Source organism: Paraburkholderia sp. BR14320 (assembly GCF_040948665.1).
Classification (GTDB): domain Bacteria; phylum Pseudomonadota; class Gammaproteobacteria; order Burkholderiales; family Burkholderiaceae; genus Paraburkholderia; species Paraburkholderia youngii.
Window position 1 is genome coordinate 85,158 of the sequence record NZ_JBFPKG010000011.1, and the last position, 22,817, is coordinate 107,974.

At 63.8% G+C, this 22,817-nt stretch carries 24 protein-coding genes; 15 read left to right on the forward strand and 9 right to left on the reverse strand.

What is annotated here, in order from left to right; all coding sequences use genetic code 11:
* The first annotated feature begins 102 nt into the window (after positions 1-102).
* Together AB3X89_RS13620 and AB3X89_RS13625 are read left to right on the forward strand one after the other, a co-directional pair.
* A complete protein-coding gene (locus AB3X89_RS13620; RefSeq protein ID WP_368583744.1) occupies positions 103-888 on the forward strand; it encodes a response regulator transcription factor in 786 nt (261 codons plus the stop codon).
* A 158-nt stretch (positions 889-1,046) separates the two neighbouring features.
* A complete protein-coding gene (locus AB3X89_RS13625; protein WP_368583745.1) occupies positions 1,047-3,812 on the forward strand; it encodes a LuxR C-terminal-related transcriptional regulator in 2,766 nt (921 codons plus the stop codon).
* 38 nt (positions 3,813-3,850) lie between these two features.
* Here AB3X89_RS13625 and AB3X89_RS13630 read toward each other — a convergent pair whose 3' ends face one another.
* Positions 3,851-4,264, reverse strand: coding sequence for a DUF3175 domain-containing protein (locus AB3X89_RS13630; protein WP_368583746.1), 414 nt, complete (start codon positions 4,262-4,264; stop codon positions 3,851-3,853).
* Between the two features lie 62 nt (positions 4,265-4,326).
* The gene (locus tag AB3X89_RS13635) at positions 4,327-4,833 is read right to left on the reverse strand and encodes a PRC-barrel domain-containing protein (protein WP_018438199.1); all 507 of its coding nucleotides are present in this window, start codon (positions 4,831-4,833) and stop codon (positions 4,327-4,329) included.
* A gap of 325 nt (positions 4,834-5,158) precedes the next feature.
* Here AB3X89_RS13635 and AB3X89_RS13640 point away from each other — a divergent pair, with 325 nt between their 5' ends.
* Entirely contained in the window at positions 5,159-5,470 is a 312-nt protein-coding gene (locus tag AB3X89_RS13640) for a hypothetical protein (protein WP_368583747.1), read from the forward strand.
* Positions 5,471-5,555: 85 nt separating this feature from the next.
* A complete protein-coding gene (locus tag AB3X89_RS13645; RefSeq protein WP_368583748.1) occupies positions 5,556-5,852 on the forward strand; it encodes a hypothetical protein in 297 nt (98 codons plus the stop codon).
* Between the two features lie 27 nt (positions 5,853-5,879).
* On the opposite strand, the gene AB3X89_RS13650 is transcribed toward AB3X89_RS13645, so the two are convergent.
* Positions 5,880-7,160, reverse strand: a complete 1,281-nt coding sequence (locus AB3X89_RS13650) for a DNA topoisomerase IB (protein ID WP_368583749.1) — start codon at positions 7,158-7,160, stop codon at positions 5,880-5,882.
* A gap of 121 nt (positions 7,161-7,281) precedes the next feature.
* Between AB3X89_RS13650 and AB3X89_RS13655 the strand changes: the two genes are divergently transcribed.
* From AB3X89_RS13655 to AB3X89_RS13675, 5 genes are all read left to right on the forward strand, one after another.
* On the forward strand, positions 7,282-7,626 hold the full coding sequence (locus AB3X89_RS13655) for a chemotaxis protein (RefSeq protein ID WP_368583750.1): 345 nt from the start codon (positions 7,282-7,284) through the stop codon (positions 7,624-7,626).
* Positions 7,627-7,776: 150 nt separating this feature from the next.
* Positions 7,777-8,328, forward strand: coding sequence for a type 1 glutamine amidotransferase domain-containing protein (locus AB3X89_RS13660; RefSeq protein ID WP_368583751.1), 552 nt, complete (start codon positions 7,777-7,779; stop codon positions 8,326-8,328).
* 81 nt (positions 8,329-8,409) lie between these two features.
* Positions 8,410-8,982, forward strand: coding sequence for a DUF4142 domain-containing protein (locus AB3X89_RS13665; RefSeq protein WP_368583752.1), 573 nt, complete (start codon positions 8,410-8,412; stop codon positions 8,980-8,982).
* Complete coding sequence (locus tag AB3X89_RS13670; protein ID WP_368583753.1) at positions 8,979-9,326, forward strand: DUF1488 domain-containing protein; 348 nt, start codon at positions 8,979-8,981, stop codon at positions 9,324-9,326. The genes AB3X89_RS13665 and AB3X89_RS13670 overlap by 4 nt, the downstream gene beginning before the upstream one ends.
* Before the next feature lie 101 nt (positions 9,327-9,427).
* The gene (locus AB3X89_RS13675) at positions 9,428-10,009 is read left to right on the forward strand and encodes a hypothetical protein (protein ID WP_176367096.1); all 582 of its coding nucleotides are present in this window, start codon (positions 9,428-9,430) and stop codon (positions 10,007-10,009) included.
* A gap of 219 nt (positions 10,010-10,228) precedes the next feature.
* Here AB3X89_RS13675 and AB3X89_RS13680 read toward each other — a convergent pair whose 3' ends face one another.
* A complete protein-coding gene (locus AB3X89_RS13680) occupies positions 10,229-10,459 on the reverse strand; it encodes a hypothetical protein (protein ID WP_368583754.1) in 231 nt (76 codons plus the stop codon).
* A gap of 99 nt (positions 10,460-10,558) precedes the next feature.
* Here AB3X89_RS13680 and AB3X89_RS13685 point away from each other — a divergent pair, with 99 nt between their 5' ends.
* Complete coding sequence (locus AB3X89_RS13685; protein WP_176106061.1) at positions 10,559-11,011, forward strand: PA2169 family four-helix-bundle protein; 453 nt, start codon at positions 10,559-10,561, stop codon at positions 11,009-11,011.
* A gap of 92 nt (positions 11,012-11,103) precedes the next feature.
* Here AB3X89_RS13685 and AB3X89_RS13690 read toward each other — a convergent pair whose 3' ends face one another.
* Entirely contained in the window at positions 11,104-11,442 is a 339-nt protein-coding gene (locus AB3X89_RS13690; protein ID WP_176106060.1) for a BON domain-containing protein, read from the reverse strand.
* Positions 11,443-11,948: 506 nt separating this feature from the next.
* Here AB3X89_RS13690 and AB3X89_RS13695 point away from each other — a divergent pair.
* Both AB3X89_RS13695 and AB3X89_RS13700 read left to right on the forward strand, forming a co-directional pair.
* Positions 11,949-13,433, forward strand: a complete 1,485-nt coding sequence (locus tag AB3X89_RS13695) for an RNA polymerase factor sigma-54 (RefSeq protein ID WP_368583755.1) — start codon at positions 11,949-11,951, stop codon at positions 13,431-13,433.
* Positions 13,434-13,603: 170 nt separating this feature from the next.
* On the forward strand, positions 13,604-14,779 hold the full coding sequence (locus tag AB3X89_RS13700; protein WP_368583756.1) for a pyridoxal phosphate-dependent aminotransferase: 1,176 nt from the start codon (positions 13,604-13,606) through the stop codon (positions 14,777-14,779).
* A gap of 19 nt (positions 14,780-14,798) precedes the next feature.
* On the opposite strand, the gene AB3X89_RS13705 is transcribed toward AB3X89_RS13700, so the two are convergent.
* Positions 14,799-15,596 (reverse strand): sulfotransferase, encoded by a 798-nt coding sequence (locus tag AB3X89_RS13705; protein ID WP_368583757.1) that lies wholly within the window; start codon positions 15,594-15,596, stop codon positions 14,799-14,801.
* 193 nt (positions 15,597-15,789) lie between these two features.
* Positions 15,790-16,779: a ferritin-like domain-containing protein gene (locus AB3X89_RS13710; protein ID WP_368583758.1), complete on the reverse strand. Its 990-nt coding sequence runs from the start codon at positions 16,777-16,779 to the stop codon at positions 15,790-15,792.
* 216 nt (positions 16,780-16,995) lie between these two features.
* On the opposite strand from AB3X89_RS13710, the gene AB3X89_RS13715 reads away from it, so the two are divergent.
* Both AB3X89_RS13715 and AB3X89_RS13720 read left to right on the forward strand, forming a co-directional pair.
* Positions 16,996-18,702 carry a S10 family peptidase gene (locus tag AB3X89_RS13715; protein ID WP_368583759.1) on the forward strand — a complete coding sequence of 569 codons (1,707 nt, stop codon included), beginning with the start codon at positions 16,996-16,998 and terminating at the stop codon, positions 18,700-18,702.
* Positions 18,703-18,797: 95 nt separating this feature from the next.
* Positions 18,798-19,544, forward strand: a complete 747-nt coding sequence (locus AB3X89_RS13720; RefSeq protein WP_368583760.1) for a FadR/GntR family transcriptional regulator — start codon at positions 18,798-18,800, stop codon at positions 19,542-19,544.
* 44 nt (positions 19,545-19,588) lie between these two features.
* On the opposite strand, the gene AB3X89_RS13725 is transcribed toward AB3X89_RS13720, so the two are convergent.
* Complete coding sequence (locus tag AB3X89_RS13725) at positions 19,589-20,728, reverse strand: Gfo/Idh/MocA family protein (RefSeq protein ID WP_368583761.1); 1,140 nt, start codon at positions 20,726-20,728, stop codon at positions 19,589-19,591.
* A 3-nt stretch (positions 20,729-20,731) separates the two neighbouring features.
* Complete coding sequence (locus AB3X89_RS13730; RefSeq protein WP_368583762.1) at positions 20,732-21,499, reverse strand: sugar phosphate isomerase/epimerase family protein; 768 nt, start codon at positions 21,497-21,499, stop codon at positions 20,732-20,734.
* A 234-nt stretch (positions 21,500-21,733) separates the two neighbouring features.
* Between AB3X89_RS13730 and AB3X89_RS13735 the strand changes: the two genes are divergently transcribed.
* On the forward strand, positions 21,734-22,726 hold the full coding sequence (locus AB3X89_RS13735; protein WP_368583763.1) for a LacI family DNA-binding transcriptional regulator: 993 nt from the start codon (positions 21,734-21,736) through the stop codon (positions 22,724-22,726).
* The last annotated feature ends 91 nt before the right edge of the window (positions 22,727-22,817 follow it).

The following is a 22,817-nucleotide window of genomic DNA, read 5'->3' on the forward strand; positions in this document are numbered from 1 at the left end:
ACTGGTTGCTCGTGTGAGTGGAATTCCCGATACAAATGTCTTTCGCCGCGTTTGTGGGGGGCCGGTCTTCCAGTCGGCAGCGAGAAGGAAAATAGGTGATAGATGAATATCCTGTTGGTGGAAGACGATCCCGTACAAGCTGATTCGGTCGAAAGGGAAATCGGACAGTCCGGACATCGAATCAGCAAGGTCGAACGGGGCAAGGACGCAATCAGTTTTCTGCAGACCAACGAGGTCGATCTGGTTGTGCTCGACTGGGAATTACCGGGCATGAGCGGCTTCGAGGTGCTGTACTGGATACGCCGTCATCTGGGCCGCGAACCCGCGGTGCTGTTCGTGACCAGCCGGCTTCTGGAAGTCGACATCGTGCAGGCGCTGGACGCCGGCGCGGATGACTACGTCGTCAAGCCGTTCCGGGCCAAAGAGCTGGGGGCAAGGGTCGGCGCACTATTGCGTCGCACACGGCGCAGCATAAAAGTGGAAAGCGCCATCGCGGTTGGGCCATATATCTTCGACGTCACGCAGCGCAGCGTTTTTCTGCACGGCGAATCGATTCTGTTGACGGAAAAGGAATTCGACGTGGCCGCCTATTTCTTCGCGAACGTCGGACGGGTTGTTTCCAAACGGCTTCTGGCAAAGCTTGCGTGGGGCCGCGAACTGGACAGTACCTCGCGCACGATCGACACGCACATCTACCGGCTTCGACGCAAGCTGGCGCTGCGGCCGGACAACGGCGTGCGATTGACGACCGTCTATACGCACGGTTACCGGCTCGACCAGGTCGATGCCGGCAGTGCGGTTGCGCAGGCCCCGGAGGTCTGCGAACCGGACGATCCCGTCGCGGAGATCGACACGCCCGCGCAGCGCGCGCAAAGCAATCTGCGCTAGCGATTCGACCGGACCCTGTGCGACCCGAAGCGGATACCGGTCCTCGCGGCTCGTTGCGCGGTTCTGCATTGAGTCGTCACACGGTTCGGCGTATCTTCAAGACAAATTCACAACGACCCCTCCATGCCTCTCACGGATAGCCGGTGAGAGGACCACTCATGAATACACCCGCTGATAGTTTCGAGCGTGAATGGATCGTGTCGCTGATCCAGACCAAGATGATGCCGCCGCGTCTTCCCGCGGGTTGCGTGCAACGGCCGGCCTTGCTCCGGCGACTCGATGAACGACGTCCGCGTCACATTACGGTCGTGACCGCGCCCGCGGGTTTCGGCAAAACGACTTTGCTTGCCGCGTGGAGCGAAGCGCAAGCGAGAAAGAAGCGTCCCGTTGCGTGGCTCAGTCTCGATGCAGAAGACGACGATGCGCAGCAACTCGGCGCCTATCTGGTGGCGACGCTTTGTCGGGCGTCGAAGGAGATCGCGTGGCAGGCGCAGCAACTCCTCGATAACGATGCACACACGCCGGTCAGAACGCTCATTTCAGTGCTGCTCAATGGCATCGCTGCATACGGCCGCGGGGTTTTCCTCGTGCTCGACGACGTCGACCGCCTCAGCGCGAAACCCGTTCTCGCGATCGTGTCGCGCCTGCTGCGCTACGCGCCCGACAACCTGCACGTGCTGCTCGGCGCGCGCGGCGAACCAGCGTTGTCGCTGAGCGCGCTGCGCTCGCCCGACAAACTTTCACGTGTGACCGTCGACGATCTGCGCTTTTCGCTCGACGATGCTCAAGCGTTTTTCCAGCACACCGGTAATGCGCTGCTCAACCGCAACAGCGTCGAACTGTTGAACAGCGCGACCGAGGGATGGGTTGCCGGCTTACAACTGGCTTCGCTCGGACTGAACCGGGTCGATGACGTGGCCGCGCTCGCCAGTCATCTCGCCGGTTCCCGGTTCGGCATCGATCGCTATCTGAACGATACGGTGTTTGCGCATTTGCCGCCGCATATGCTGACGTTTCTGCTGTACACGTCGATTCTCGAACGGCTTACCGCGACGCTCTGCGACGACGTCATGGGGGGAGAAGGCGACAGCGGAGAGAAGCTCGACTGGCTCGAGCGTCATAACGTGTTCATCCGGCCGCTCGATGAAACGCAAAGCTGGTATCGCTATCACGCGCTGCTGAGCGATGCGCTGCGCCGCCGTCTGATGCGTCAGACGCCACGACAGGTTCCGTTACTGCATCGCCGGGCCAGCCTCTGGTTCGCACGGGCGCGCCTGTGGCCCGAAGCCGTGCGACATGCGCTGGCCGCGGGCGACATCGGGCAGGCGGCGCAGTGGGCCGAAAACTGTGCGATGGAGATGCTTCAACGCGGCGACCCGTTCATGCTGCCGGGCTGGATTCGCAAACTTCCGCCGGACGTGATCGTGGGTCGACTGCGCTTGCGTCTGGCGAAAGCGTGGGCACTCGCGATGTCGCTCGAAACCGCGCGCGCGTCGAAGGAGATCAGCGAGATTGCCGACGAGTTCGAGCGTATGGCCCGTGATGATCGGACGGTAGCCGACGAGATCGCGTGGGCGGAGATCAACGCGATCCGCGCGGTGATCGCTTGTGTGAACGATGACAGCGAGCATGCGCTGGAACTCGGGCGTGCCGTCGAGGCATCGACGGCGCCTGCGGAACCTTGGGTTCGCCAATACGGGCAAAGCGCGGAGATTTTCGGCTTGATGTATAGAGGGCAGTTCGCCTATATCTCGCGCGTGTGGAGAGCGCGGGTCGATCAGGTTGGGCTCAGCCGGAAGCCGAACAGCGCGGATATGCTGCGCGACGCGGTGTACGGCGTCGCCGCGCTGATACACGGCGATCTTCCCGATGCGAGGCGCGTGATGGAGATCGCAATGCGCTACTCCGAAGACAAGCTGGGGGAGTGGTCGGCGGCCGCGGCCGCGGTTTCCGGTTGCCTTGCGTCGATTTACTACGAGTGCAACGAGCTGTCCAAGGCGCGGAAGTTGATCGACGGTCGCATGACCATCGCGCTGGAGAGCTCGCCGCTCGCCGCGTTGATGCGCTATATGCTCACCTCGTCGCGCCTGCTGTGGCGCGATGGCAAAAAGGGGCCGGCGCTGGCCGTACTCGAGGACGGTCGACAGCTCGCGATTACCCGTCGATGGTTGCGTCTGAAGCTCGCGTGCGATGCGGAATCCGTTCGGCAGCTGCTTGCCGACGGTAGGGTGATCGAGGCGCGACAGGTCGCCGACGAACTGAGCGCGAGCGTACCGATGATATGCGAAGGGCGACGGGGCTCGGCGATGGAAACGTGGTCAAGCTACTGTGTGCTGCAAGCCCGTGTTCTGCTTGCCGAAAACGCCGCCGCGGACGCCGTCGGTTTTCTTTCGCGCTTACTCGACAATCTGGTTGCACTGGGCTGGCGCTATGCCGAGGCCGTGGTTTCGTTGCTGCTTGCTCTCGCGCACGAGCAGAACGGTGCTTCGGACCAGGCGTTCGCGGCGCTGGGAAACGCGCTGCGGATCGGCGGCGCGATGGGCATGATCAATAGCTTCGTGGACGAGGGAGCGCCGATGCGTGCATTGCTGGACCGGTTTCGCCGCACGCCATCGGAAATCGCGAGCGGGCACGCGACGTATATCGGCACGGTGCTGTCGGCTTTCGACGAAGCGGATGACACGCCATCATCTTCGCCGGGCTATGCCGGCAACAAGGTCACGCCGGGCACACTGAGCGCGCGCGAACTCGAAATACTGGGCTACGTCGCTCGCGGGCTGTCCAACAAGGAAATCGGGCGATCGCTGAATCTGGCGCCCGAGACGGTCAAATGGCATATGAAGAATGTGTTCGAGAAACTGAACGTCAATTCGCGATTCGAGGCCGTGCAGAGTGCCTTCGGCATTCAGCCGGGCACCGACTGAAGCGTCTGGCCGCGTAATGCCGCCGCGATCCCGGCAGTTCAGCGCGGCTCGCGTCCAAACGCTTCGCGCAGCTTGCGCTTGGCTTGTTGCAACGTATCGCGCCGCTCCTTCGGCAGGTTTCGACCCGCTCGATTAATGTAGAAATTGAGCATCGACATCGCCGATTGAAACGGCGTGCCCTTGCGTCGACGGCTCGCCGTCGACGAGTGCTTCAACGATCGCGCGATGGACTCCGCGCTGCCGGTTTTGAAAATATCCTTCTCGATGTCCATCGCGTCGCTCGTTTCCATCACGTGATGCGACCATTTCTTTGCGCCGGATGCGCCGCTCGACTTCGCGGTTTTGGCGCGATGCGCGGCCTGCGCCTGCGCATGGCGCTGGCGCGGCGGCCGTCCCGACTTGCCACGCGACACAGGGCGTTTCGATCTGCTGCTGCTCTTTCGGGTCGCCATTGTGTTCTCTCCTGAAGCGGAACGCCGCACTGGCCACGCATCGGAAGTGGTCGGTTCGGCGATCAGAGCTTCACGCCACCGGACTCGGGTGCATCCGACGAACCCGGGGGAATGTCGCCGACACCCACGTCGTTGCGGTTCGTATAGACGTCGCCACCCCAGTACGGTTCGCTGCCGTAGTACTGATGCACGGTGGTGGCCCACGTCTGATCCGCCATCGATGGCCAGTGATCCTTATCGAATCCCGGTGCGTTTTTCACGCGCTCGGCCACCATGTTCAACACGAAGCATTTCTCCTGAGTATCGAGCGTCAGCGCGCTCCACGGAATAGCCAGCAGCTTGTCGCCGATGCCGAGAAAACCGCCGCTCGACAGCACCGCATACGCGATGCGGCCTGAACGCACGTCGAGCATGATGTCCTTGATCTTGCCGATGTGCTCGCCGTCGCTGCTGATGACCTTGTTGCCGTCAAGCGTGGCCGCGGCCATTACGTCCGGGCCTGGGCCTTCCGCGGTCGCGGCGCCTTTACCGACGATGTTCGCGCCTTGCGTCTGGGTCTGCATCACCATGATGGGCTCCTTTGATGGGGTGAATGTACCGAGGCATTTAGCAACGGCCGTTCCATCGAGCCGTGCGGCGCAGTTACTCCGCCGTTGCTCCGCAATTTGCTCGATACCACCCGGCGCCGCATCTCCCGACGAGGCGCCGCGCGCGTAAAGGATGCGAGCCCGTTTGCAATTATTGCGTCCATGCCGACGCAAGCGCTGCCCAGCGAAGCGCGATGAGCGCATACGACGCATGCATCGCGCGGCATAGGCCTTGCTCGACTTTCAGTGATGGCGGCAGGAACTGAAGGATCACAACCGTCCTTTTTACTTCATGGAGAGAAGCCAGATGAGCAAGTATCCGAAGGCATGGCTGGTAGCGGCATGTGTGGCCGCGTCGGGCGCCCTGGCGTCGGGCGCCGCGTTCGCGCAGACGGGCGGCGGCAACGGCAATGGCGGCGCCGGCGGCGGCAATGCGCATGGCGCGGCGACCGCTGCGCCGACGGCGGGCAACGAGCCCGCATCGAATGCAATGGGCAGCACCGGGGGCTCGACTTCGTCGATGAAACACCATCACAAGAAGTCGAACGCAAAGAAGCCGATGAACGACACGACGAACATGCCCGGCGCCGATGCCAGCAGCGATACAAAGGGACAGTAACGCTGGATCGATGCGGAAGCGGCAATGAACCGTTGCGGTCGTTGTGACGCCGGACGATGCCGCTTCGCATCGGGGGGAGAATATCGTGATCAGGAAGATTCATTATCAGGCGAACATCTGCGGCGGGGACTTCGCGCACGTTCGCGAGTGCTTCAGCAACTGGAAATCCGAGACGCTCGTGTATCGTCGGCAACAGCCGATGTTCGAAGGCAAGCAGGAAGTGCGGCCGTTGTCGGAGCGTGTGTTCGAGAACGGTGAAGTCGCGCATAACACGCTCGCGCGGGTTTGTTCGCCAGGCGATGAGTATGCGCTGGCGGCCGAAATACGCGACGGCGAGCGCGATGTCTGGCTCGTGATGGCGGCATTCGAGGAAGAGGCTTGAGCCTTCGCCGATTCATCGCCGAGCCCGTCACTGGGCCGCCGGTTTCGATTCAGATTGCAGTTCCCGCCCGGTGTGCAAAGGGGCCGCGCCGCTTTCGCGTTTCGCGTCGGGGGTTTTCTTGCGCGCCACGCGCGATTTTTTCAGCAGACTCGTCAGCGAACCGTTGATGCTGTCGTCGGCCGACGACTCCCGGGCCTTGCGTCCTTTGGCACCGGTTGCGCGCGCGAGTTTCGCCGCGCGCTTTTCCGCCTGCGCGAGCAGCACCGCGAAGGCCACTTCATCCACCTTGAGTCCGCGGCGCGCTTGCCCTGACGCGAGGCTGCGCAACTCGTCGGCCTCGAACGCGCTGATGATCGCCGGGTGGATATAACAGCGCCGGCAGACAGCGGGCGTATTGCGCAGCAGCGTCGCCACCTCTTTGACGGTCGCGACGATATGGCCGCGCGCTTCGGCTGCGCTGCTGCACATCAATCGGCGCAATGCCGCCAGCGCGTATACGCTGCCGGCCCAGGTGCGGTAGTCCTTCGCGGTGAAGTCCGCGCCGCTCACGCGGCGCAGGTAGTCGTTGATATCGCTCGAGCCGACGCTGTGGCGCGTGCCGTCTTCGTCGAGATACTGGAACAGGTCGTGGCCGGGCAGCTCCGCGCAACGCCGCACGATGCGCTTGACGGTTGGATTGTCCACAGTCACGTCGTGCTCGATGCCGCTCTTACCGCGAAACTGGAAGCGCAATTGACCAGCCTTTATCTTCACGTGCCTCTTGCGCAACGTCGTCAATCCGAATGAATGATTTTCGCGCGCGTATTCGGCGCTGCCGACGCGAATCAGCGTTGTGTCGAGCAGGTGCACGATGGCCGCGACGACCTTGTCGAGCGGCATGCCGGTCAGCTTCAGGTCACGCGCGACACGCGCACGGATTTTCGGCAATGCCCGGCCGAACTCGGCCATCCGTTCGTACTTGTCGGCGTCGCGCGTTTCGCGCCAGCGCGGATGGTAGCGGTACTGCTTACGGCCACGCGCGTCGCGGCCGGTCGCCTGCAGATGACCTCGCGGATCGGGGCAGATCCACACGTTTTCGTAGGCGGGGGGAATCGCGAGCGAGTTGATGCGTTGGATCTCGTCCTCATCGACGATGCGCTTGCCGTTCACGTCGAAATAGATAAAGGCGTTCCGCTCCCGCTTGCGGGTGTAGCCGGGCTTGGTGTCGTCGGCGTGGCGCAGGCCCGGTGGCATCGGCTGCGGTGCGGTGTTGCCGTTCGAGGTCGCCGGGTTGCGTGATGCTGTCGTTGAATGAGTCGCGGTAGCCATGGTCGCAAGTAGAAGTTTCAAGCGGCTGAAGCAAGGGGGATGCCATTGACACAGCACCGGGGCGCTCGAGCGGAACGGTCCTTGCGAAATGGTTGGCGTAATCAACTGAAAGGGGGCTTTCATGAGCAGCACACTCAATCCCGATGAAGAACCGCAGCGGACTGTCAAGCCAACCTCCGACACGACGGGCGCGCTGGGTCCCAGCGACTCGTCCGACAGCGGCAGCGACGTCGCGGGTGCGAAGCGTCACGATTTCGACGTCGATACGGAGCTCGACAATCACGCGCTCGAAACCGGCGACGCGGAACTCGCCAGCGATACCGATCGAGCAGGTACCGGCGAGCGTGCGTCGGCCGACGGCGATTCGACGTTGGAAGCGGATCGCGATATCGACACCGACCACATCGTCGATCCACGGGTGCCTCCGGGCGCGGAGGGATCAGGTGAAGAGGGAACCGACGCCTGACCAGCTTGCGTTTCGCACACTACACGGCTTGCGCCAGTCGGCGCAGCCGGGCACGTGTTTTGCGTGACAACGCTTTAGTAAAGGCGCCGCGCTATGCACATGCATAACGAGCAAGCGCATGACCGCGGCGCCACAGCAAGGAGAAGACGCATGACTGATGCACTGAATGGCTACAAGGTAGCGGTACTCGCCGTAGACGGTTTCGAACAGGCGGAACTCGTGGAGCCGAAACGCGCGCTCACCGAGGCGGGCGCGACGGTCCACGTGATTTCGGAGAAGCCGGGCAAGATCCAGGGCTTCAGGCACGTCGACAAGGGCGACACCGTCGATGTCGATGCGACGTTCGACAAAGCCCGCCCCGAGGACTACGACGCGCTGGTGTTGCCGGGCGGCGTCGTGAACGGCGACGCGTTGCGACTGGTGCCGCAGGCGCAGGCCTTCGTCAAAGCGGTCGACAGCGCGAAGAAGCCGATCGCGGTGATCTGCCACGGCACGTGGCTGCCGGTATCGGCGGGCATCATCAAGGGGCGCACGGTGACGAGCTGGCCTAGCCTGCAGGACGATATTCGTAACGCGGGCGGCACGTGGGTCGATCAGGAAGTGGTCGAGGACGGCAATCTGATTTCGAGCCGCAAACCCGCCGACTTGCCCGCATTCAACAGGACGCTGATCGGGCAACTGACGAAGCGCAAGGCGGCTTGATCGAAGGCGGCGCGCTGGCTTCGACGCCAGCGCATTGCCGATTCGACACTGCGCATCGCCGATTCGACAGGGAGAAAGTGCATGAAATTCCGGTATTCCCTACAAGTGCTGAGTGCCGCGCTAGCCGCGTTGGGCGCGAGCGCGGCAACGATCGACACGGCCAGCGCGCAGGCGAGCGATGCGCCCGCGAGTGCTGCGCCGGCCGGTAAAACGACGCTGTCGCCCGCGGATCAGCAGTTCGTGCTCGAAGCGTCGAAGTCGGACGCCACCGAAATCGCCGCCAGCAAGATCGCGCTGAAGAACTCGAACGATCCGCAGGTCAGGAAGTTCGCGCAACAGATGATGACCGACCACACGAAGCTGTCGCACACAATGGCCGCGCTGGTCTCGAAGAAGGGCTTCAAGCCGACCCCATCCGCGGATTCCGCGCTGGTCGGCAAACTGCAGACGTTGAAGGGCTCCGAGTTCGATGCGGCCTACGTCGAGCAGGTCGGCGTGGAAGCGCATCAGCGTGCGGTGGACCTGTTCCAGCAGCAAAGCGAAAGCGGCACCGACGCGCAACTGAAGGCCGCGGCCACGCAAGCGCTGCCGACCATCAAGCATCACCTCGAGATGGCGCAGCAACTGGCCGGCAAATTGAAGGGCGCGTCATGAACGCGATCCTGCCACGGCCTGCTTATGAGGACTCTCTGATGCAGATCACTTTCCCCGACGACGACCCGGTCTTCGACGGCGCCAATCTGACAGTGCGCTTTCTCGCGCGTGTAGATGGCGAGCCGGTGGTCTGCGCGATCACCGCCGAGGCGCTGGAAGATCATTTCGGCGCTGAATCCGCGCTCGAACCGGCGGTCATGGCCGCTTTCGACAAAGGCCGACAGCGCATCCGCTCGGTGTGCGCGGAAGCGCTCGACCAGAACAACGGAGAAAGCGTGGTGTTGCATAGCGGACTGTTCAGAGTGGAAGGCATGGAACCGGATCGCGGCAGCGCGGCGTCGTAGGGCTGCCGCGTGTCGCACCGACTGGGCGCGCTGCTCGTCACGCGCGCCACCCCCGGCGACGGTATGGTCCGCGAACGCTAATCAACGATAAAGGAGGCGTAATGTCACTCATCGTCGCAGCACGCTTCACGACGTTTCCGGCAGCGGAAGGCGCGGCGCAAAAGCTTTTCGAGGCGGGTTTCGTCGAAGAGGACGTCACGCTGTTTTTCGTCAATCCGCGCGGCCAGCACGCACGTTTCCCGATCGGAGGCGACACGGATACCGACCCCGGGGCGCGAGAGGCGCCTAAAGGCGGAGGCATGGGCGTGACGATCGGTGCGGTCATCGGCGCGGTGATCGGCGTCGCGATTTTCGCGGCGTTTTCTGCACCGCTGCTGGTGTCGCCGATCGCGGCGGGCGTCGGTGCGTATGTCGGCTCGCTGATCGGCGCGATGTTGCGCACCAAGGAGCATGGCAAATCGGACTATCGCGTGCCGTATCACGAGGAGGCCCGCAAATCGGGCGTGCTCGTCGCCGTGCACGTGTCGCCCGACAATCAGCTCGATGCCGCACGCGTGCTGCGTGAAGCGGGCGGCGTGTCGATCGAGAAGGCGACCGGCCGCTGGCAGCAGGGACACTGGGCCGATTTCGATCCGCTGAAGACGCCCGAACCGATCAAGGAATTCGCGGAGAAGCGCGAGTGATGTAAGCGATGCGGTATGCCAACGGAAAACGGCCCGATGACGATGATCGGGCCGTTTTCGGTTTACCGCGCGATTTCGACGTCGCGCTACACCCATGGTTGCCGCGTGTCGTGCGGCGGCTGAAATCGTTCGAGCTGCCTTTCGCTATTCGTCGGCCAGCATGAGGCCGGCGTGATGCCGTCATGCGAGCGGCCGCACGTCGATATCGTTGCCTTTGGCTCAGGCGCCGCCGCGTCCGGCGACGCAATGTGCGCGCGGATCTGCATCACGGTAGCCGAAGTGACGATTGCGACCGCCGCCAGGAATTTGATGCTGCCGGATTTTTTCATCGCGATTCCCCCTGTCGTTATAGATTGCCGAATCGATTGGATTAGCAACCGCGGTGCCGCTCCAGCGTAGATCGAGACGCGGCGCCAAGCGTGCATGCCGGGCACGCGTGATGCGTGCCATTCAATGCAGCCCGCCGCGCGTCGAACCGATTCATCGCGACGCGCATAAAAAGCTCCGCGCGGCGGATTCCGCGATGAACGAAACCCTTGGAGGTATTGAATGGCTACCAACGTTGTTTCCGTATTGAATGACCTGGTCGAAACGTCGAAGGATGGCGAAAAGGGCTTTATGAAGGCAGCCGAGGATGCGCACGACGAAGAGCTGAAGATGCTGTTTCGCTCGACAGCAGACGAGTGCTCGCGCGGCGCGCGTGAGTTGCAGGATGTCGTTCAGACCCTCGGCGGCAAGCCGGAAACCGGCGGCAGCATGACCGGTGCCCTGCATCGCGGCTGGGTCGACGTCAGATCGGCGGTTTCGGATCGCAGCGACCATGCGATTCTCGCCGAGTGCGAAAAGGGCGAGGACGTCGCGAAGAAGCGCTATCACGATGCGCTCGAAAAGGATTTGCCGGCCGATGTGCGTGCGATCGTCGAGCGGCAATACCAGGGCGTACTGCAGAATCATGATCGCGTGCGCGATCTGCGCGACCGGTATGCGGCGATGAAGCGTTGATCGACGCATCGATGCAATAGAAAGAGCCGGCTCCGCAGCCGGCTCTTTTTCGTTCCGCTCAGTCGAATCGGCGTGAACCGATCATGCGGATATTAGTCGGCGGCCACCTTCAGATGGTTCTTCACGCTCTCGACACCCTTCACGTTCTGCACGACATCCTCGGCGGCGGTCTTGTCTTCGGCCGATGGCACCGAACCCGTGAGCCACACGACGCCCTTGCGGGTCTTCACGTGGATATGCGTCGATTTGACGTTCTTCGCGGCAAGCAGATCGGCCTTGACCTTGGTCGTAATAGTGCCATCGTCGATATGCTGGCCGACGCTTTCCGACGCCGCGGGCGGAGCCGAAGCGCTGGTCTGGGCGTTCGCATTCAGCGCGAACGCGACGACAGCGATACTGCCTGCGGTCTTCAGAAGCTGGATCGTCTTCATGGTTTTCTCCTTCAGGTGGTGATGAAAATGGCGGTCTTGTTGCCGGTGGCCGATCGCGGCGTAAGCCGCTGATGACACACGTGGGTCGTGGCCGCTACGGTACCGTCAGGGGCCCGTTTCTCGACACCGGGCGCCGTCTTCGCCTCCGCATGACTGGCGTGTTTGCAAAAGGCGGCGTCCGTCCACACAACGCTGCCCCGCATGCATCGTGCCCGGCCGCTGCGATCCCGGTGATGCCGCTCGCGAAAGCCGCATCCGTCGGGGTTTTTCGACTGACGAATAGGCCCGCGGCGCGACCGTGCGCGAGGCCGCCCGAGGTGTGAAGAAAGGGACCGGAAATTGCGTGCCGTTTGTAAAAACCGGCTCTCGCGGTCCGGTCAATTCACCCGCCTGAATAAACAAAGCGTAATCAAAACAGCGTCTTGCGCGACCTGGTACGGACGTTGCATTGAAGAGTGCACTCGGCTCATTGAGTCTTTGACTACCAACGAACGGGATCTACTCCAATGCCTTCAATCGAACTACGCACAAGGCAGTCTCTTGCACTGACGCCTCGCCTTCAGCAGTCGGTGCGTCTCCTGCAATTGTCGGCTCTCGAGTTCCAGCAGGAATTGCGCACGGCGCTCGACACCAATCCGTTCCTCGAATACGACTCATCCGAAGCGGAGGACGTCGCGCTCGCCGGCACGACGCCAGCTGATGGCGAAGACGCCAACGTGCCCGCCGCCGATACGCTAGCCGCCGCCGAACCGGACGGACTGGCGGCGGAAAACTCCGCTAGCGATACGCTCGAAAGCGCGGGCCAGGACGACATGCCCGCCGATTTTTCCGGCGACTACGGTTCGCGCAGTTCGGCGCGCCAGAACGGCGACGCGGACGGCAGCGACCCGGCCGAATGGGCTCGCTCGCAACCCACGCTGCGCGAGCAGTTGCACGACGCGTTGCGCCTCTACCGGCTCGACGACCGCGATCGCGCGGTGGCGCGTTTCATCATCGAGGCACTCGACGAAGACGGGTATATGCGGCAGTCGCTCGCCGACCTGGCCGACAGCGTCGATCTCGAGCCCACGCTGACCGAGGAAGAACTGCTGGTGGCGTTGCGCCTCGTGCAATCGCTCGATCGTCCGGGGATCGGCGCGCGATCGCTATCGGAATGCCTGACGCTGCAGATCAATGCGCTGCCCGCCAGTACACCAGGGCGCGACGTCGCGCGGCAAATCGCCGAGCATCATCTGGAACGTCTCGCGCGCCGCGAACAGGCAGAGTTGCAAAAGCAGATCGGCTGCAGCGCCGAGGAACTGCGCGTGGCCTGCGCGCTGGTGCGCAAGCTCGATCCGAAGCCGGGCAATTGCTACGGCCGCGCCGAGGATAACTATGTGGTCCCCGACGTGATCGTGCGTCAGGCGCGCAACAAGTGGGTCGTGTCGATCAATCCGGCAGTGCAGCCGCGCGCGCGAATCCATCGCATGTATGCACAGCTATTCGCGCAGTCGGCCGGCGCGAGCCGCTCGCCGCTCGCACAGCAGCTGCAGGAAGCGCGCTGGCTGATCCGCAACGCGCAGCAGCGCTTCGATACGATCCAGCGGGTGGCCGAATGCATCGTCGCGCATCAGAAGGCCTTCTTCCAGTACGGCGAGATCGCGCTGAAGCCGATGGTGCTGCGCGACGTCGCTGACGAGCTGGGCCTGCACGAATCGACGATCTCGCGGGCGACGGGCAACAAATATATGGCGACGCCGCGCGGCATCTTCGAATTCAAGCATTTCTTCCCGCGCGAGCTCGGCACCGAAAGCGGCGGCACCTGTTCGGCCGCCGCGGTGCGCGCGCTGCTCAAGGAGATGATCGCCGCGGAGAACACGCGCGATCCGCTGTCGGACGTGACGCTCGCGAAGATGCTCGCGGATCAGGGCGTGCTGGTCGCGCGGCGCACGGTGGCGAAATACCGGCATCTGATGAAGGTGCCGCCGGCGGAACTGCGCCGGCAGCTTTAACGCACCGAAGTTTTAACGGGGGTTTGAAGCAAAGCAAGGCAGTCGTTCAAACAGCAGTACATTGCGCACAGGGTCATGCGAGGTTGTCCGCTCGCATGACCCTTTTTCGTATCTGGACGTTTCGCCGGCGTGCCTTTACATTGGCGGGTCGAATGGAGCGGGTGAGCGCAATGAAGTATTCGAATCTGGTCGAGCGGCTGCAAGGGCGCCGCACGTCGGCGTGGGAAATTCATCGGGTCGCGCAGCAGGCGGCTGCGAGGGGCGAAGACGTGATCGTGCTGAGCGTAGGAGACCCCGAGTTCTCGACGCCCGCGCCGATCGTCGAGCGCGCGATCGATGCGCTGCGCGACGGCGATACGCACTATACGGCGATGGCCGGTCGCGAGCCGCTGCGCGCCGCGATCGCAGCCGAGCACGCGCGTACCACGGGCCGTGACGTGAGCGCGGCCAACGTAGTGCTGACCGCCGGCGCGCAAAACGGCGTGTTCGCGGTGTCGCTGTGCCTGCTCGAAGCCGGCGACGAAGTGATCGTTCCCGAGCCGATGTATCTGACCTACGAGGCCTGCGTGCGCGCGGCGGGCGCGACGCTGGTCGCGGTGCCGGTCGATCCGGCGCGCGCGTTTCACGTCGACTGCGACGCGCTCGCAGCGGCGATCACGCCGCGCACGAAGGCGATCTTCTTCGCGACGCCGTGCAATCCGACCGGCGTCGTGATGCAGCGCGCGGATCTCGAGCGCATCGCGCAACTCGCGTGCGAGCACGACCTGTGGGTGCTGTCCGACGAGGTCTACGCGGAACTGACGTTCGAACGCGACCATGTGAGCATTGCGTCGCTGCCCGGCATGGCGGAGCGCACGGTCACGATCGGCAGCCTGTCGAAGTCGCACGCGATGGCGGGATGGCGCGTCGGCTGGGCAATCGGGCCCGCGACGCTGATCGAGCACATGGCGCGGCTCGCGCTCGCGATGCTGTACGGCCTGCCGGGCTTCATCCAGCAGGCCGCGTTGACGGCATTGGAGAACAGGGCGGAGTTCGTCGCCGATATTCGCGAGATCTACCGGCGGCGGCGCGACGTCGTGTTCGAGCGCTTGCATCGCGTGCCGCGCTTGCGATGCCTGTTGCCCGAAGCCGGCATGTTCGTGATGGTCGACGTCAGCGGAACCGGGCTCGATACGACCGAGTTCACCTGGCAGCTGTTTCGCGCGCAAGGCGTGGCCGTGCTCGACGCGAGTGCGTTCGGGGAAACGGCGAACGGCTTCGTCAGGTTGGGGTTGGTGGTAGGCGAGGATCGATTGATCGAGGCGTGCGACAGGATCGCGCGGTTCGTGGAAGGGGTGCGGGGCTGAGCGGGCACCTCAGGCAACCTCATGCCGCCGCATAACCCAGCCGTCGCGCCTGGCTACCCGCGAGAGCGAGCAGTGTGTCGTCGCTCGCGGCCGTATCGGGGATCAGATATAGATCGCCGATATCGGTCACCGGATCGCTGAACGGCGTCGGCGAACGGCGTTGCGAGATCAGGAAGTCGCTGATCGGCGATGCATCCGCGAGGCCGAGAAACTGCCCGATGCTGGCCGCCGTCTCACGCGGTTCTTCGATAACCTTCCGGTACGACACGGTCAGCGCGTGAGCCGCTGGTATCTCTTCGAAGAATGCGTTGATCTCGCCGACGTATTGCCCCCACACGCGGATGCCGTCTTCGATCGATCCGGTCCAATGCTTGTGCACGAGCGAATTGGCCACGTGGCGAGGATCGCGGTGGATATGAATGAAGCGCGCCTGCGGCAGCAGTTCGCGTATCAGACGCAAGCAGGAGCCGGAGCGCGGCACGCGCTCGATCGAACCCGTTCGGCCCGACAGGACCGTAGGGTCGGCGTACGACGGATGCTTATCGCCCCAGATCGGCGCGCCGAACTTCAACTCTTCGCGATAGAAGCGCTCGACCCACCCGCCCAGCGTACGACGGCCGAATCCGAGCAGGCGGTCGCGTGAAGTCTCGCCGAGGAGGTCGGCGCGATGGCAGCCGACTTCGAGGAAGTCCTTCAGCAATGCAAAGACCCGGCATTCGTTGGTCAGCTGGATCAGAGGATGCGCGTTCAGCACGGAACAAAGAAAGGTCGTGCCGGACCGGGGCGAGCCGACGATGAACAGCGGGAAGGACTCCATTGCGCGCTCCTTGTCGTTTGCCTAGGTTCCCAGCTTACGCAAGCAGCATGGCGCCAGCCTGACGCGGGCATGACTGCCGCGCCATTCGCTTCGATGGCGCGTGACTTCGACCGTCAAGCGGCGATTCGCAGTTCTCGAATGTGGGGCGCGCGCCGGCTGAACGCTGGCGCGCTCGGCGCGGCTTACTCGCGGTTTACTTTTTCTTGCGCACGAACTTCAAGCCGAAGCGCACCAGCCGCGGCATCGTTTCGGGCCGCAACAGCCGTGGGTCATACCCCGCGAAGCGACGTTCGTTTTCCTGAAGACACAGTTGCATCAACTCGGGCACGCTGATATCGACATCCGTTACCGACTGTGCGCCGTTGACCGTGAAGTTGTTGTCGTGCTCGTGGACGTTGCCATCGGCATCCATCGCACGCGCGAGTCCGATACGCTCCCAGATCAGAAACGCCCACACGCCCGCCACCTTGAGCTCGAAGCGGATGCGCTGCCACCACGAAAGCTGCGCGCGATGCCAGGCGACCCAGTTCGCGAACAGCAGAATATGGCGGCACTCTTCCTGCATCACCGGCTCGAACGTCTCGGTCAGTTCCGGCGGAAACAGACCCGAGCGCCGCGCCACCTCGAACAGGCCGAACGCGAAGAAGCTGTCGATACATTCGCTATAGCCGGTCACGAGGTAAGCCCGTTCCGTGTCTTTCGGATAGACGTACGGCGGCTCGCTCGCGAGTTCAATGCCGTATGCATGCACCATGCGCGACAGCACTTCCTTATGGCGGTTTTCTTCCCACGCATTCAGCGCGAGCGCGTCGCGCAGGTCCGGGGTGTCGAGCGTCGCCGCGTAGGCGGCCATGCGCAGGCGCGCTCTGCCTTCGGTTTGCACGGCGATGTCCCAGATCGGCAGCTCGACGATGCGCTTGAGCGTCGCGGCTTCGAGCGGCGGCCATGCGAGCACGGACGGGCGATACGGATTGAAGGTTTCGCGAAACATGCGGCACATTTCGTGCCGGTGCACGTCGGAGCCGGGCGTCAGCGGGCCGTTGACGGCGCTCGTCCAGTGCCGCATCGCGTGCTCGGCGGCGTCGAGGGTCGAGGGGTCCGGCTGCTCCTGCGGCAGGTGCGGCGCGCGAAAGCCGGGGATCAGCGCGGCAGCGTCGAATGTGTCCAGTACCAGTTGATCCATTGGGTATTCTCGGCGAGGCGACGAAGGCGTTGTCGATTCTGCCATGACTGCGCAGGTGTGCGCCATGTGGAGGAAAAAGCGCTATGAAATGTTGGAGCGTGCCGTGACACCGGCGGTTGACGCCGCGCAAACTTGCGTCAAGAATCGAACGCCGGGTTTGCCCCGGAATCAGGCTAGACGGATTCCAGCGCATTTCGACTCGTCGCGGACGACTTCATGATTCTTCGCTTCTCTTCCTCATTGCGCCGCTTGCTGACAGCGGGATTGCCGGCCGCCGCGCTGACGGTGACGTTTTCGGTCGCCGCTGCAGTGTCGTTCGGCGAACCGTGCATGGCAGCCGGACAGGCCGATGCGAGGGCGGGCACGGACGCCGCCGCATCGGCGCCGCCCGCGCAGCAGGTCGGCGAATCGAACGAGCCGCACAAGCGGACTGCCGCATCGAATGCACCGGATTCGGGCGACGCGACGGCGAGGCCTCACAACGACAGGACGTCGGCGCCCGCGGTTCCGGTGCCGCCCGAAACCACCAGCGTGACCACGCATTCGCTTCGCTTGAACGGTCGCAAGCTCGACTACACGGCGAGCGCCGGCAATCTGTTGCTGCACGATAAGTCCGGCGCGCCCACCGCGAGCGTGTTCTATGTCGCGTACACGGTGCCGACCAAAGCGCCGGCGACGCGTCCGATCACCTTTCTGTTCAACGGCGGTCCCGGCGCTGGCAGCGTATTCCTGATGATGGGCTCGGTCGGCCCGAAACGCGTGCGCACCGCGAGCCCCGCGAGCACGCCGCCCGCGCCGTACACGCTCGAAGACAACCCCGACAGCCTGCTCGATGTCTCGGACCTCGTGTTCATCGACGCGGTCGGCGCGGGCCTGTCGAGACCGGTCGGGCATGGCACGGGCAAGGACTTCTGGGGCGTCGATCAGGACGTCAGTGCGTTTGCGCAATTCATCGACCGTTATCTGACGGTGAATCAGCGCTGGAATTCGCCGAAGTACCTGTTCGGCGAATCTTATGGCACCGCGCGCGCCGCGATGCTCGCTTATCAGCTGGGGCAGAACAATATCGCGCTGAACGGCGTGATCCTGCTGTCGTCGGTGCTCAATTCCGCGGCGTTCACGCCCGGCACCGATTTCAAGAGCGTGAGTTATCTGCCGAGTTTCGCGGCGATCGCGTGGTATCACGACAAGGTCACGCCGAAGGCCGCGAGCTTACCGGCCTTTCTCGACGAAGTGCGCGCGTTCGCACGCGGACCGTATGCGCAGGCGCTCGATCAGGGTGATGCGCTGCCCGACGATCAGCGCGACGCGATCGCCGCGCGCGTCGCGTACTTCACCGGTCTCGACGTGGGCTTCGTGAAGCGCAACCGTCTGCGTCTTTATCCGACGCGTTTTCGAAACGAGTTGCTGCGCAACGAGTCGCGCAGCGTAGGGCGCTACGATGCGCGTGTCGAAGGCCGGAACTACGACGATGCAGCGGAAGATCCCGATTTCGATGCGTCGGTGAGCAGCGTGTCGAATGCGTTCAATGCGGCGCTCCATCAGCATCTGTCGGAAGACCTGCACTACACGCCGACCGACCGTTATCTGGTGTTCAGCGACGACGCGTTGAAGCAGTGGGACTGGAAACATCGCGAATGGTGGGGCGAACGGCTGGAACTGCCGTACGCGGGCGGCGATCTGGCCGAAGCGATGCGGCAGAATCCGCAGTTGCGGGTGCTATCGCTGAACGGCTACTTCGATCTCGCCACGCCGTTCTACGCGACCGAATACGCGCTCGCGCATCTCGGCCTCGACCGGTCGCTGCGCGAGAACGTGCGCATCGCCTACTATCCGACCGGCCACATGGTGTACCTCGACGATGCCGCGATGCACGCGATGAAGCGTGATCTCGTGAGCTTTTATACGGCACAGCCGCGTTGAGATCGGCGCATCGGCGCACGATATCGAACGGTATAATTCCACGCACCGTGCAGTAGCCGCGCGCTTCGTCAACCGCGCTTCACCGTTTGCCGCTTATGCCATTCACCCCGATTCCGTCCTTCGCGCGCAAGCGCATTTCCGACGTGGTGTCCGACCAGATCAAGCAACTGATCTCGGAGGGCTCGCTGATGCCCGGTGACCGGCTGCCGCCCGAGCGCGATCTCGCGGCGCAGCTCGGCGTGTCGCGGCCGTCGCTGCGCGAGGCGCTGATCAGGCTGGAGGCGGACGGGTACATCGAAACGTCGGGGCGCGGCGGTTTCACGGTGGTCGACGTGACCGCGCCGATCATCTCGAAGCCGCTTGCCGAACTGCTGCTGCAGAATCCGCGTACCAGTGCCGACATTCTGGAGTTGCGCCAGGGGCTCGAAGCGATTTCGACGGTCTATGCCGCGCAGCGCGCAACCGCCGCCGACCTGAAGAAAATCCGCGCGGCGTTCGAGGCGTTGAAGGCTGCGTCGTTGTCGCGGGATCGCGCGAATCTCGCCGAACTCGATGCCGCGTTTCATCTCGCGATCGCCGACTCCACGCACAACGTCGCGCTGGCGCATGTGATGCACGGCATTCACACGCTGATTCGCGAGGGCATGCGCCAGTATCATCGCTTGATCGATTACGACGATGCGATGGAAAAGCAGTTGATGAGCCAGCACCAGGCGATTTACGACGCGGTCGTCGCGCGCGATGCGCCCAAAGCACGCAAGGCAGCCGAGCGGCATCTGGCCTTCGTGCGCGAGATTTACAACGACGATGCGACGAAGCCGTCGGCTGCGGTGATTTCCTGAGTTGCCCGGCCACGTGAAACTTCGGGCGACCGGGGCTAGGCGAGTCAGTCGCCGAGAAACACCTCTTCGCCTCGCCCCAATGGCACGACGACGGGCCGTTGCACGGCGGTCTCGATATCGATGTGCCGCCCCTCGCGCGAAGAGCGTTCGAAGGCATCCAGCACCTCCAGCACGTGTAAAGCCAGTTCGCCGCTCGCGCGATGCGGCCGATCCCGACGCAACGCCAGCGCCATGTCCAGCACGCCCACGGCGCGGTAGTTGGCCACGCGCGCGCCACTCCTCAACGTGAAGTTGTCGACGCCAAACGCATGATGCTGTGTGTCGAGCGGCTTGAAGCCACTATCACGTTCAGCCACGCGCGGACTTCCGCCAAAGAAATTCGGGTCGACGCCCAGCAGGGTGCCTTCGGTGCCATAGATCTCGATGGGCGCACGCTGATGGGCCCACACGTCCCACGAGGCGCTCATCGACACGTTGGCTCCGCTTGCAAAATGCAGGATGCCGTTGACCGTCGTGGGCACCTCGACTTCGATGATCTGGCCGCGGAGCGGCTCACTCGAGATGATGCGCTGTGGAAAACCGATGGTCGCGCACGCGCTCACGCGTGCTACCGGTCCCAGCAGGTTGACCAGTTGGGTCACGTAATACGGGCCCAAGTCGTGAATGGGACCGCCGCCCGGCTTGAAAAAAAACTCTGGATTGGGGTGCCAGGATTCCATGCCGCGGGACAACACCGCCACGGCCCCGCCTATGGCGCGCCCAATGCGGCCGGCATCGAGCGCCGCGCGGCAGGCCTGATGGGCCGCGCCGAAGAAAGTGTCCGGTGCGCAGCCCACGCGTAACCCTGACGCCTCGGCTCGCGCCAGCATCGCGCGTGCGGACGCGAAATCGGTAGCCAAAGGCTTTTCGAGGTAGACGTGCTTGCCGGCCTCGAGAATCTGCAGGCTCACCGGCACATGCGCGTGCGGCACCGTCAGGTTGATGACGATTTCGATGTCGGGGTCGGCCAGCAGCGCGTCCACCGACATCGCGGCCACACCGTGCTGCGCGGCCTTGGCCTGGGCGGCCTCCGGACGCAGGTCGGCGCAAGCCTTGACGCGGGCGAACTCCGAATTCGCCGCGCCGGTGAAATACGCATCGCTGATGTTGCCGCAACCGATGATGCCGATGAGGACAGGTTTCATGGATCAGGCTCCGAGCTGGTGCAGATAGGCAAAGGCATTGCGGGCGAAGCGTTCGCCGTCGCTGGGATTGTCGTGCTCGGCGGCGAGGAAACGCGCACCCGCTTCGCGGCAGGCCGCGGACAGCGTGGGCCAGTCCATCACGCCGTGACCCACGTCGGCCCAGCCGTCTTCGTCGAGTTTTTCACCCGCCGGCGCGAGGTCTTTCGCATGAGCCGAGACCACGCGGCCCGTATAACGACGCAGCCATGGCAGCGGATCGGCGCCGCCGCGCACGAGCCAGGCAACATCCACCTGCCAGCCGAGCGGGCTGGCCCCGGCGGACTCGAATAACAGTTCCAGCGCCGTTGTGCCGTTCTCTTTCGCTCTGAGTTCCCAATCATGGTTGTGGTAAGCGAGACCGATGCCCTGATCGGCGAGCCGATGAGCGAACTCGCCCAACTCGCTGCCGAGCGCCCGCCAATACGCGGCGTCGCTGTCGCGCTCGGCTGGCGGCACTGCGGGCATGACCAACTGCGTGAAACCGATGGTCTCGCACGCCGCGACAACTTCTTGCAAACGCTCACGCAGCATGGCCATGCTGAGGTGGCTGGACGAGGCGCTCAGGCCGCGCGCCTGAAGCTTGTTCCGGGTGTCGGCCGCATCTTCCAGCAAGGACCCGATCAGCTCGACGTGGCGAAATCCGGCTTGGGCTGCAATGTCGAACTGCCGGTCGAGATCGCCCGCATTACGCAGGCTGTAAATCTGGATGGAAATGGGCAAGGCTTGATTCATGGTCGTCAGTCCAAGGAGTCAAGGGGATGCGGTGCGGATGGGAGCAGCGATTGCTGTGAAGCGGTGCAGGTCAGAGGGTAAGCGCTTTCCCGTTTCTCCGGAACATGGGCTTTACCCTATGCAGGCTGGGAGACCCACATCTCCGCCAATCCGCGTCTTAATCTCTGAGCGTTTTCGTTTCTGAATAACGCGCGTTGGGAAAAAATTTTCCCGGCGGTGCTACAATCATTGCCTATGCGAAGCAAACCCTCTATCGAAGCCGTTGCCCGCGAGGCTGGCGTATCTATTGCCACGGTCTCGCGTGTGCTCAACGGGACGAAGCCCGTCTCGGCGGCCACGCGTGAGCGGGTCGAGGCGGCAGTGAGCGCACTGGACTACCGCGTCAATCCGTTCGGCCGCAGCCTGAGCACCGGGCAGAGCCGCATTCTGCTGATGCTGATGCCGGATTTCGCCAACCCTTATTACGCCGAGATCGTGCGCGGGGCCGCCGCGGTCAGTCGCCAGGCCGGTTACACGCTGCTTCCGGCGGACCTGGAAGCCTGGACGGGCACGGCGGACGCGTCGCTGCCGACGCTGCTCGGCAGTCTGAGCGACGGCGTCATCAACCTCGTGCCGATGTCCGACCAGGCAGCCCGGCGCGAGGCGGCGAATGGCAAGCCGTGGGTCAATTGCTCGGAGTTCATGCCAGGTAGTGATGTGCCTTATGTCAGCATCGATCACCGCCAGGCCGCTACGGACGCCGTGCAGTACCTGATCAACAAGGGCCACCGGCGCATCGGCTTCATCACCAGTGATGAGCGCTTCCTGTATGCGCGTCAGCGCCGCGAGGGCTATGACGCAGCGCTACTGCGCGCGGGGCTCGCGCCTGCGCCCGAGCTTGTCTGTGTGACTGGCGACAATAGCTACGCCGCTGGCAACCAGGCGGCGGCAAGTCTGCTGGCGGTGGTGGACCCGCCGAGCGCGGTGTTCGCCGTGTCGGACACGTTGGCGATCGGCGCGATCAAGTGCTTTAGCAAGGCCGGCCGGCGGGTGCCGCACGACGTCGCGGTAATGGGCTTCGACGATGTGCCCATCGCCGACATCTTCGAGCCGGGGCTGACGACCGTGGCCCAGCCGATGGTCGAACTGGGCGCCGCGGCCGCCGAAATGCTGCTGGCGCTGCTGGACGGTCGACGCCCCGCGCCGCGTATCTTGCAGCACCGGCTGGTGCTGCGGGAGTCGGTTTGAGCGGTTGTGGTGGAGAACAAACGCGGCGGCCCGCTTCCGCTGGCGGAGGTCGCGCTTACTCGCGGGTAGTGATCGGGCCGCTCGAATTGAC

Excerpts from the sequence above, each read along its gene's own strand:
- AB3X89_RS13620 (WP_368583744.1), top strand. The coding sequence starts at position 103 with ATGAATATCCTGTTGGTGGAAGACGATCCCGTACAAGCTGATTCGGTC.
- AB3X89_RS13625 (WP_368583745.1), top strand. The coding sequence starts at position 1,047 with ATGAATACACCCGCTGATAGTTTCGAGCGTGAATGGATCGTGTCGCTG.
- AB3X89_RS13630 (WP_368583746.1), bottom strand. The coding sequence starts at position 4,264 with ATGGCGACCCGAAAGAGCAGCAGCAGATCGAAACGCCCTGTGTCGCGT.
- AB3X89_RS13635 (WP_018438199.1), bottom strand. The coding sequence starts at position 4,833 with ATGGTGATGCAGACCCAGACGCAAGGCGCGAACATCGTCGGTAAAGGC.
- AB3X89_RS13640 (WP_368583747.1), top strand. The coding sequence starts at position 5,159 with ATGAGCAAGTATCCGAAGGCATGGCTGGTAGCGGCATGTGTGGCCGCG.
- AB3X89_RS13650 (WP_368583749.1), bottom strand. The coding sequence starts at position 7,160 with ATGGCTACCGCGACTCATTCAACGACAGCATCACGCAACCCGGCGACC.
- AB3X89_RS13655 (WP_368583750.1), top strand. The coding sequence starts at position 7,282 with ATGAGCAGCACACTCAATCCCGATGAAGAACCGCAGCGGACTGTCAAG.
- AB3X89_RS13660 (WP_368583751.1), top strand. The coding sequence starts at position 7,777 with ATGACTGATGCACTGAATGGCTACAAGGTAGCGGTACTCGCCGTAGAC.
- AB3X89_RS13665 (WP_368583752.1), top strand. The coding sequence starts at position 8,410 with ATGAAATTCCGGTATTCCCTACAAGTGCTGAGTGCCGCGCTAGCCGCG.
- AB3X89_RS13670 (WP_368583753.1), top strand. The coding sequence starts at position 8,979 with ATGAACGCGATCCTGCCACGGCCTGCTTATGAGGACTCTCTGATGCAG.
- AB3X89_RS13675 (WP_176367096.1), top strand. The coding sequence starts at position 9,428 with ATGTCACTCATCGTCGCAGCACGCTTCACGACGTTTCCGGCAGCGGAA.
- AB3X89_RS13680 (WP_368583754.1), bottom strand. The coding sequence starts at position 10,459 with ATGGCACGCATCACGCGTGCCCGGCATGCACGCTTGGCGCCGCGTCTC.
- AB3X89_RS13685 (WP_176106061.1), top strand. The coding sequence starts at position 10,559 with ATGGCTACCAACGTTGTTTCCGTATTGAATGACCTGGTCGAAACGTCG.
- AB3X89_RS13690 (WP_176106060.1), bottom strand. The coding sequence starts at position 11,442 with ATGAAGACGATCCAGCTTCTGAAGACCGCAGGCAGTATCGCTGTCGTC.
- AB3X89_RS13695 (WP_368583755.1), top strand. The coding sequence starts at position 11,949 with ATGCCTTCAATCGAACTACGCACAAGGCAGTCTCTTGCACTGACGCCT.
- AB3X89_RS13700 (WP_368583756.1), top strand. The coding sequence starts at position 13,604 with ATGAAGTATTCGAATCTGGTCGAGCGGCTGCAAGGGCGCCGCACGTCG.
- AB3X89_RS13705 (WP_368583757.1), bottom strand. The coding sequence starts at position 15,596 with ATGGAGTCCTTCCCGCTGTTCATCGTCGGCTCGCCCCGGTCCGGCACG.
- AB3X89_RS13710 (WP_368583758.1), bottom strand. The coding sequence starts at position 16,779 with ATGGATCAACTGGTACTGGACACATTCGACGCTGCCGCGCTGATCCCC.
- AB3X89_RS13715 (WP_368583759.1), top strand. The coding sequence starts at position 16,996 with ATGATTCTTCGCTTCTCTTCCTCATTGCGCCGCTTGCTGACAGCGGGA.
- AB3X89_RS13720 (WP_368583760.1), top strand. The coding sequence starts at position 18,798 with ATGCCATTCACCCCGATTCCGTCCTTCGCGCGCAAGCGCATTTCCGAC.
- AB3X89_RS13725 (WP_368583761.1), bottom strand. The coding sequence starts at position 20,728 with ATGAAACCTGTCCTCATCGGCATCATCGGTTGCGGCAACATCAGCGAT.
- AB3X89_RS13730 (WP_368583762.1), bottom strand. The coding sequence starts at position 21,499 with ATGAATCAAGCCTTGCCCATTTCCATCCAGATTTACAGCCTGCGTAAT.
- AB3X89_RS13735 (WP_368583763.1), top strand. The coding sequence starts at position 21,734 with ATGCGAAGCAAACCCTCTATCGAAGCCGTTGCCCGCGAGGCTGGCGTA.